The organism is Caldisericia bacterium (assembly GCA_021158845.1).
GTDB lineage: Bacteria > Caldisericota > Caldisericia > B22-G15 > B22-G15 > B22-G15.
Map to the genome: position 1 here is coordinate 1 of JAGGSY010000036.1, position 9,128 is coordinate 9,128.

9 protein-coding genes are annotated in these 9,128 nt (G+C 37.7%); 5 read left to right on the forward strand and 4 right to left on the reverse strand.

The features are described from left to right. A partial coding sequence (locus tag J7J33_01415) for a hypothetical protein (protein MCD6167951.1) occupies positions 1–401 on the forward strand: 401 nt, incomplete at its 5' end. Between the two features lies 1 nt (position 402). Here the strand turns inward: J7J33_01415 and dnaJ are convergent. The 3 genes from dnaJ to J7J33_01430 are packed head-to-tail and all read right to left on the reverse strand — an operon-like array spanning position 403 to position 3,831. Next, positions 403–1,485 (reverse strand): molecular chaperone DnaJ, encoded by a 1,083-nt coding sequence (gene dnaJ / locus J7J33_01420; GenBank protein ID MCD6167952.1) that lies wholly within the window; start codon positions 1,483–1,485, stop codon positions 403–405. Further along, positions 1,485–3,323 (reverse strand): molecular chaperone DnaK, encoded by a 1,839-nt coding sequence (gene dnaK / locus J7J33_01425; protein ID MCD6167953.1) that lies wholly within the window; start codon positions 3,321–3,323, stop codon positions 1,485–1,487. Before dnaK ends, dnaJ begins: the two co-directional genes overlap by 1 nt. A 1-nt stretch (position 3,324) precedes the next feature. Beyond that, complete coding sequence (locus tag J7J33_01430; GenBank protein ID MCD6167954.1) at positions 3,325–3,831, reverse strand: nucleotide exchange factor GrpE; 507 nt, start codon at positions 3,829–3,831, stop codon at positions 3,325–3,327. A 154-nt stretch (positions 3,832–3,985) separates the two neighbouring features. Between J7J33_01430 and J7J33_01435 the strand changes: the two genes are divergently transcribed. The 4 genes from J7J33_01435 to J7J33_01450 are packed head-to-tail and all read left to right on the forward strand — an operon-like array spanning position 3,986 to position 8,732. Beyond that, on the forward strand, positions 3,986–5,011 hold the full coding sequence (locus J7J33_01435; GenBank protein ID MCD6167955.1) for a TAXI family TRAP transporter solute-binding subunit: 1,026 nt from the start codon (positions 3,986–3,988) through the stop codon (positions 5,009–5,011). Positions 5,012–5,050: 39 nt separating this feature from the next. Beyond that, on the forward strand, positions 5,051–5,512 hold the full coding sequence (locus J7J33_01440) for a DUF1850 domain-containing protein (protein ID MCD6167956.1): 462 nt from the start codon (positions 5,051–5,053) through the stop codon (positions 5,510–5,512). A gap of 3 nt (positions 5,513–5,515) precedes the next feature. Continuing rightward, positions 5,516–7,759, forward strand: coding sequence for a TRAP transporter permease (locus tag J7J33_01445; protein ID MCD6167957.1), 2,244 nt, complete (start codon positions 5,516–5,518; stop codon positions 7,757–7,759). Further along, entirely contained in the window at positions 7,752–8,732 is a 981-nt protein-coding gene (locus J7J33_01450) for an NADP-binding protein (GenBank protein MCD6167958.1), read from the forward strand. The genes J7J33_01445 and J7J33_01450 overlap by 8 nt, the downstream gene beginning before the upstream one ends. On the opposite strand, the gene J7J33_01455 is transcribed toward J7J33_01450, so the two are convergent. After that, positions 8,733–9,128: roadblock/LC7 domain-containing protein (locus J7J33_01455; protein MCD6167959.1), on the reverse strand; the 396-nt coding region annotated here is incomplete at its 5' end.

Consider the following 9,128-nt stretch of genomic DNA (forward strand, 5'->3'; position numbering starts at 1 on the left):
GAGGGAGTATTAAGAAAATTAGGAGTTGGCTCAAAAATTTAATAAAAGTGCTTGACATCGTGCTTGCCATTCTTACCCTTTTATTCTTCTTTATAGGGTTAAAGTATCTACCATATTATATAGGCGAGGCCTTGCATATCTCCGAACAAAACTTTGTTGCTCATGTAGAAGACATAATTTCGTATATATTAATTCTTGCTATTCTTCTTGAGTTAACTGTAGTTCTTGTAAGATTTTCAACATTTGTCCTGATTGATACACTTATATTTATAATAGTAAGAAAGATGTTGAAACCATCAATTTCAACCCTTGATATATTTCTTGGAGTATTAGCTGTTGTATTGTTAATCTTTGCAAGAAAGTATGGATTCTCGAAGGAAGAGAAGGAAAAGAAATTCTAAATTAACCCCTTATTTTCCTCCATTCCTCTAAAAGTTTTCTCTCCCTTCTTGAAAGTTTGGTGGGTATCTTTATATTTGCTATCACATACAAATCTCCTCTTCCTCTCCTCCCAAGAAGTGGTAAACCCTCTCCCTTCAATCTTATCCTTTCTCCAAACTGTAATCCTGGTTTTATATTTATAACCTTTTCTCCCTCAAGGGTTGGTATGGTTATACTTCCACCAAGAAGAGCTGTTATAAGAGGTACTTGAGCTTCATAAAAGAGATTTTCTCCCTCCCTTTTTAAAAATGGATGTGGTCTAACATTTACCTCTATATAAAGGTCTCCGTTAAGTCCATTCTTTCCTTGATTGCCCTGTCCTTTAAGTCGAATCCTCATCCCATCTTCTATTCCAGGTGGTATCTTTATTTTAATTCTCCTACTTCTTCTTACCACACCACTTCCTCTACAAACTTTACATGGATGTGTGTTTATATACCCTTCGCCATGACATCTTGGACACACAGTAACGGTGACAAACTGACCAAATATGGTTCTTTGAACTCTTTTAACCTGTCCTGTACCTCCACATTCAGGGCAGACCTCCTTTTCAAAACCAGGCTCAACTCCACTTCCACCACATCTATCACAAATCTCCTCCCTCTCAATCTCTATTTCTTTTTCAGCCCCCTTCAAAACATCTATTAAATCTATGGTTAGTCTGTAATATAAATCTCCTCCCCTTCTTACCCTTTCCTTTCTTCTTTCTCTTGTTGTACCGAAACCACCAAAGAATGTATCAAATATATCCTCAAATCCAAAATCAAAATCCTTAAAGAAATCACCGAAAGGTCTTTCCTGGTCATAGGAAAATCCACCAGTTGGTATATCAGCGGATCCATACATATCGTATCTCTTTCTCTTCTCTGGATCTGAAAGAACTTCGTATGCCTCATTTATCTCTGCCATCTTTTTGGCAGCTTCTGGATCGTCTTTGTGTAAATCAGGATGATACTTCTTTACAAGTCTCCTATATGCCCTCTTTATCTCCTCGGGGGTGGCATTCCTATCCACCCCCAGTATCTCATAATAATCCTTTTTCATTACTTAACTTCGTAGTCTCCGTCAATGGTTCCTTTATCGTCTCCTTTATCCTTTTTATTTTTGTCTTCTGGTGGTTTCTGTTGCGTTTGAGTTTTCTTGTATATCTCCTCTCCAATCTTTGCAAGCGCCTTATTTACCTCATCAATCTTCTTTTTTACCTCATCCATCTTGTTTTCTTTAAGGAGTTTCTCAAGTTCATTAATCTTTTTCTCAGCATTCTCATAGACATCTTTACTCACCTTATCCTTGTTCTCTCTGAGAGTCTTCCTTCCAGTGTAAATTATCTGATCAGCAGTATTCCTTAACTCTATCTCTTCCTTTCTCTTTTTATCCTCCTCTGCAAACTTTTCTGCCTCTTTTCTCATTCTTTCCACCTCTTCTTCAGAAAGCTTTACAGCATTCGTCACTGTTATGTGTTGGCTTTTACCGGTTCCAAGATCCTTTGCAGTTACATGGAGTATTCCATTCTCATCTATCTCATATGTTACCTCTATCTTTGGAACACCTCTTGGAGCAGGTGGTATTCCATCAAGTATGAATCTTCCAAGGGAAACATTGTCTTTGGCGAGAGGTCTCTCTCCTTGAAGTATGTGAATCTCTACAGAGGTTTGATTATCTGCTGCAGTTGTGAAGATCTGAGTTTTCTTTATAGGTATAGGGGAATTTCTTTCTATCATCTTTGTAAAAACTCCTCCAAGGGTCTCAATTCCAAGGGTAAGGGGTGTGACATCCTGAAGCACTATCTCCTGCTTAACACTTCCCTCTATTATCCCCGCTTGAATGGCTGCTCCAGTTGCTACACACTCCATTGGATCAATTCCTCTCTCAGGGGGTTTACCAAAGAAATCTTCAATGAACTTTTGAACAATAGGCATCCTTGTAGGTCCACCCACAAGGATTATCTTATCTATATCCTTTGGTTCAAGTTTAGCATCTTCAAGAGCACGGGTTAAAGGATCTCTACATTTTTCCACTATCGGTTTCACAAGTTCCTCAAGTAGAGCTCTTGAAATCCTCATAACAAGGTGCTTTGGTTCATTTCCAATACTTGTTATAAACGGGAGATTTATCTCTGTTTCAAGAACGCTGGAAAGTTCAATTTTTGCCTTCTCCACTGCTTCTCTCAACCTTGGAAGAGCTTGCTTGTCCTCTCTTAAATCAACTCCTGTGTCTTTTTTAAATTGCTCAATAACATAATTCATCAATGCCTCATCCATGTCTCTTCCACCGAGTTTGGTATCACCTGCAGTTGATATAACCTGAAACACTCCCTCTCCAAAATCCATTATAGTCACATCAAGGGTTCCACCACCAAAATCAAAAACAAGGATCTTCAATTCCTCTTCACTTTTGTTAAGTCCGTATGCAAAAGCTGCAGCGGTAGGCTCATTTATAAGTCTTACAACCTCAAGTCCTGCAATCTTTCCTGCATTCTTTGTAGCCTGCCTCTGGTTATCATTAAAATATGCAGGTACAGTTATCACGGCTTTTTCAACCTTTTCCCCAAGAAAAGCCTCTGCGTCTCTTTTTATCTTCTGCAGAATGAAAGCTGATATTTGTTCAGGTGTATATTCCTTTCCAAATATCTTTACCTTATAGTCTGTTCCCATTTTTCTCTTTATGCCTGTAACTGTTCCTTCAGGATTTAGAGCCATCTGTCTCCTCGCTGGTTCTCCCACAAGGAGTTGTCCATCCTTAGTAAATGCAACCACAGAGGGAACAGTTTTTCCTCCAAGAGATGTTCCTTCTGCAGCAGGTATTATTGTTGGTTTTCCACCAACGATAGCTGCAGCAGCAGAGTTAGATGTACCAAGGTCTATTCCTATAATTCTTCCCATTTTAGTTCACCTCCTTCTTATATACTTTGACATAAGCTGGTCTTAAGAGTAAATCGCCTATCTTGTAACCCTTTCTTAAAACAACGCTTATCTTACCATCCTTTTCTTCATCGTTGGTTAAATCTATGGAGACAACCTGATGAAGATTAGGATTAAAGGGTTCTCCTGTTTTTCCAATTTCCTCAACGCCCTCATTTCTTAAGAAATCTATAAATTGTTTCTCTATAAGCTCCAATCCTTTCCTTAATTTCTCGTCTTTAAAATTCATCTTTGCTCCTTCAAAACTATCAAGTATGTTAAGGAGAGAAGAAATTATTTCGCCTCTCTGGGTCAGTTTTCTTTTTTCCTCTTCTCTTTCAATTTTTCTTTGAAAATACTGGAAATCTCTCCTTTCCTTCTTGATAAGAAAGGAAAGAGCTCTAATCTCCTCCTTAAGCTCCTTTATCCTTCTCTCCTTATCCTTTATAACTTCAATAAGATAAGGTGTAAGATCCTCTCTTTTAGTCATATCACCTCCTTTTTTAGCACTCAAAACCTTTAGGTGCTAATTTCAAGAAAAATTTTACATTAAAAAGTCGGATTTGTCAACCATGGATTGGCATTTGACAGATTCAGGTAAAAAATATATAATTTTGTCAAAACAAATTCAAGGAGGTGGAGTGATGATTATCTCCAAACGAGCAATTGGGATACTGTTAATTTTGATGTTGGTTGTAAGTTTGGTTTCTCTGTCTTTCTTCTCTGCCTGTGCCCCTAAGGAAGAGAAACCACAAGAGGAGGAGGGTGTAAAGAAGGTATTTTTTGGAATTGCAACTGGAGGAACTGGAGGAACATACTTCCCAGTGGGAGGAGCAATTGCACAGGTTGTATCAAACTTTGCAGACTATGATAATGTGGATGTTGTGGCCACAGCACAGACAAGTGGAGCATCTGTGGCAAACTGTAACTTAATTGGAAAACATGAGATTGAATCTGCCTTTGCACAGAATAATGTTGTTTACTGGGCTTATACAGGAACAGAGATATTCAAAGATAAGGAGCCAATCAAGAATTTGAGAGTTATCGCTTCTCTTTATCCAGAAACAATTCAGATAGTTGCTTTAAAGAAATCTGGAATAAAAACCGTTGAGGATCTAAAGGGAAAGAAGGTAGCCGTTGGTGATGTTGGAAGTGGAACAGAGGTTGATGCAAGAACAATACTTAATCTTCATGGAATAACATACGATGATATTGACGAACAGTATATGTCATTCTCAGAAGCAACTGACGCACTCAAAGATGAAAGAATTGATGCTGCATTTGTAACAGCAGGGTATCCAACATCAAGTATTGTATCCCTTGCTACCACAAAGGATATTGTCCTTGTAAACATTACACCAGAAATGGTCCAAAAGCTTGTAAAGGAGGTTCCATACTATGCACCAGCAACTATTCCAGCAGGAACATACAAAGGACAGGATGAGGATGTTACAACAGTTACATGTCTTGCACAATGGGTATGTGATGCTGATTTAGATGAGGATCTTGTCTACAATGTAACAAAGGCATTATGGGAACACAGGGACTTTGTAGAGAAAGTTCACGCAAAGGGTAAAGATATAACACTCGAAACAGCTCTTGATGGTGTTGCTATTCCTCTTCATCCAGGAGCAGAGAAGTATTATAAGGAGAAGGGACTAATACACTAACATGCTTATTAGGGGGTGATTTCACCCCCTCTTTTTTAAATGAAGTTAAAATCAGCTCTTTTAATATTAGTTTTATTAATTGTAGGTATTTATTTTTCATTTTATAAATTTCATAAAAATCTATTGATAGTAGATGCGAAAACAGGTAAAACGCTTTTATCTTTCAATGTTGAAGACAAAGATACATTTGAAATAAGTTTCATCCACTCAGTCTCTCTATCTCCAGTATATGAATATTATAGAATTGAAGACGGTGACATAGTACTCTACGAAACAGATTTCTCATATTCAAGTGCAGGACTCCCAACTGAAACAGAGGGGGAAGAGAAACTCATTATGGAGAAAGATAAATTTAAATTAGTTAACATGAATAGGCCTTTTAAAGAGATAAATTACGGTATTGTAAAGGAGTGGAATTTCAAACTTTATATAAAAGGAAAGGAGTATAACCTTTCCAAGATGTTTGGTACAAGAAGAGTTATCATAACCCTCAGGAGGTAACTTATGGCGAATGAGAAAAAGACTGAGGAACTCCTTGAAAAATATGAGATAAGTGCAAGAAGAAGAAAATTAAAGGGGATAGCCTATCTTATTGTTAAATTGATAGCCATAGCCTTTTCTGTCTTCCAATTCTACACAATAGGATTTGGTCTTTTTCCACCACAGATTCAAAGACCAATACATGTAGGCTTTGCAATGCTTTTAATATTTCTACTCGTCCCTCCATTCAAAAAAGGAAGAAAAGATACAATACCTATTTATGATATGATCCTTGCAATTCTTATTGTGCTTGTCTTTCTCTATCCTGTGATCTTTTATAAACAACTGGTTCTAAGAGCTGGACTTCCTACAACTCTTGATCTTATTGTTGCAAGTTTTGCCGTTATCCTTGTTCTTGAGGGAGCAAGAAGAATAACAGGAATTCCCCTTCCTCTCATTGCTACAATTTTTATTCTTTACGCACTTTTTGGTAGATATATCCCTGGATTCTTCGCTCACAGAGGATATCCATTTACCCGTGTTGTTGATCATTTATTCTATACTCTTGATGGAATGTTTGGAGTGCCTATATCTGTATCTACAAAATTTGTCTACGCCTTTCTCTTGTTTGGTGCATTATCAGAAAAAACAGGGCTTGGTGAATTATTTATAGACATTGCAAGGGCGTTAACTGGAAGAGCAATTGGAGGACCTGCAAAAGTTGCAGTTATATCCAGTGGCCTCATGGGAACAGTAAGTGGGAGCTCTGTAGCAAATGTTGTTACAACAGGCTCTTTTACAATTCCTTTAATGAAAAAAACTGGGTATAAACCGCACTTTGCCGGAGCAGTAGAGGCAACTGCTTCCACTGGTGGACAGCTTATGCCACCCATTATGGGGGCAGCAGCATTTATAATGTCAGAGTTTATAGGAGTTCCATATTTGAGGATTGTAGCAGCAGCGATAGTTCCATCTTTACTTTACTACTCTGGAGTCTTCTTCTCTGTCCACTTTGAGGCAAAAAGATTGGGTTTAAGAGGACTGAGAAAAGAGGAAATTCCAAACCTTAAGGAACTACTGCAGGAGAAGGGATACCTACTAACACCTATTATCGTTCTCCTTTATAAACTTATTATGGGATTTAGCGTTCAGGATGCAGCTTTCTCAACAGTTGTTACAACAATCCTTGTAAGCTTTCTTGGAGATATAGCAAAACTGCTTACAAAAAGGTATGAGGAAAGAATCAAAAATCTATTCTTATACATATCAATATACATTCCCATAGCTTTCTTCTTCCTTCTAATATTCCATCCAGCTATAAACCTTCACATACTAATTGCTACACTCCTTTCGGGAATTTTATCGGCAATTCTTGGACTTATTTTTTATATATGGAAGTCTCCTCCTGAAGTAACAAACCCTGTGAGTGATGGACTTAAAAAAATTGGCACTGTTCTTAAGGACACGGCATTTATAGTAGTGGATGGGTTTGAAAATGGTGCATACAATGCACTTCCAGTAGTTGCAGCATGTGCCACTGCAGGTTATATAGCAGGAATGTCAACATTGACTGGTCTTGCCCTAAAATTTGCAAATGCAGTTGTATCACTTGCTACAAATGTAACAAATGCCATAAACAGAGTTATTGGTGCAGTTATTCCATTCTTAAGACTTCCAAATGCCATGGCGTTTACACTTCTATTTACAATGATTGCATGCATAATTCTTGGTATGGGAATTCCAACCACTGGAACTTATATACTTATGGCTATTATAACAGCGCCAGCTCTTGCACCATTTCTTACGCACTATGAACCAAAAATGGCAATGCTTATAGCACACATGTTTGTCTTCTACTATGGAATCCTTGCAGATGTTACTCCTCCTGTAGCGCTTGCAGCTTATGCAGGAAGTGGGATAGCTGGTTCAGACCCATTTAAAACAGGATTCACAGCTTTTAAAATCGCCTTAGCAGGATACTTAGTACCTTTTGTGTTCGCCTACAATCCAATACTTCTTGGAGTGAATTTCCAATTACTTCCCGCCATATTAGCGATAGTTACAGCATTTATAGGAGTTGTTATACTCGCCGCATCAACCATAGGTTTTCTATCAACTAATTTGAGATTCTATGAAAGAATAGCATTATTTATATCAGCAGTTTTATTGATAATTCCTGGATTTAAAACTGATATAATCGGTGTTTTGATTGCCATAGCCATATACTATCTTCAGAGTTTAAGGAAAAAGGAGAAGAGTAATGTATAAACTTGTATTTTTCGGTCTTGGAACCATTGGGAGAGAGATACTTAAAACAGCGCTTTTAAAGAGAAACTTTGAAGTTGTCGGTGGAGTGGATATAAATCCAGATATTGTGGGAAGAGATCTCGGTAAATTAATTGGTAAGGAGAAACTGGGAGTGAATGTGGTGGATAGTATAAAAAAGATTAAAGAAGCTGATGTCGTTGTTCACTCCACCTCCTCCTTCTTGAAAACAACCCTCCCACAGTTTAAAGAAATAATGGAAGCTGGTTTCAATGTAATATCCACATGCGAGGAACTCTTCTATCCTTTTCATTTTCATAAAAAGGAAGCAGAAATGCTGGATAAAATAGCAAAAGAGAATGGAGTTAGGATTCTTGGTGCTGGAATTAACCCTGGTTTTGTACTTGACACCCTTGTCTCTTTTATAACCACTGCTTCGAGAGATATAGAAAAAATCACTGCAGAAAGGTACCTTGATGCTTCAAAGAGGAGAAAACAACTTCAATTAAAAATAGGAGCATCTCTATCAAAAGAAGAATTTGATAAATTAAAAAGAGATGGAAAGATCGGACACATTGGACTGCCTGAGTCACTAACTTATATCTTTGATTCCCTTGGCTGGAAAATTAAAGAGATGGAAAATAGCCTTGAACCTGTAATTGCTGAGGAGGATCTTGAAACAGATTACCTTAAAATAAAGAAAGGACTTGTAAGAGGGCAACATCAAGTTGCAAAAGGTATCTCCTGGGATGGAAGAGAGGTAACTCTTATCCTAAGGATGGCGATTGGAGAAAAACAATCCTTTGACAGAATAAGAATAAAAGGAGTTCCAGATATTGATCTCAAGATTGAAGGAGGGATTCATGGAGATATAGGGACATCCACTGTAATAGTTAACTACATTCCAGCACTTTTAAAACTACCTCCGGGACTTCACTCAACGAGAGATCTTCCCTTGCCTCATTTTACTATATGATTAGAAACCACCGAGAATATCCGCTATAGACTTTGAAAGAGTCTTTAACTCAAATCTTATAAGACCAAGCTTAGCCTCCTTGTGTAATACAGCAAGAAGGGCAGAGGATTGATTGAGATTTACTATAACTATATAACCTTCTGTGCCTCTTGTAATAATCTCCTCAAATGTTCCCTTCCTAAAATCCTCTATTGCTCTCTCACCAAGCATTATAAGAGATGCAGAAACTGCTGCTGTTTTCTCCTCCTCTTCAACTGGAAGAGTAGAGGAAATAGGAAGTCCATCTTTACTCACCACCACAAGAGATTCGATACTCTTGTCCTTCTCCATGAGTTCATTTAGTTTTTGTTTAATTGTTCCTCCCACATCATTGATCATTGCTCTTTCCTCCTTTTT

Bases quoted from the DNA above. Each gene is read 5' to 3' on its own strand.
- J7J33_01430 (MCD6167954.1), bottom strand. From the start codon at position 3,831: ATGACTAAAAGAGAGGATCTTACACCTTATCTTATTGAAGTTATAAAG.
- J7J33_01435 (MCD6167955.1), top strand. From the start codon at position 3,986: ATGATTATCTCCAAACGAGCAATTGGGATACTGTTAATTTTGATGTTG.
- dnaK (MCD6167953.1), bottom strand. From the start codon at position 3,323: ATGGGAAGAATTATAGGAATAGACCTTGGTACATCTAACTCTGCTGCT.
- J7J33_01450 (MCD6167958.1), top strand. From the start codon at position 7,752: ATGTATAAACTTGTATTTTTCGGTCTTGGAACCATTGGGAGAGAGATA.
- dnaJ (MCD6167952.1), bottom strand. From the start codon at position 1,485: ATGAAAAAGGATTATTATGAGATACTGGGGGTGGATAGGAATGCCACC.
- J7J33_01445 (MCD6167957.1), top strand. From the start codon at position 5,516: ATGGCGAATGAGAAAAAGACTGAGGAACTCCTTGAAAAATATGAGATA.
- J7J33_01440 (MCD6167956.1), top strand. From the start codon at position 5,051: ATGAAGTTAAAATCAGCTCTTTTAATATTAGTTTTATTAATTGTAGGT.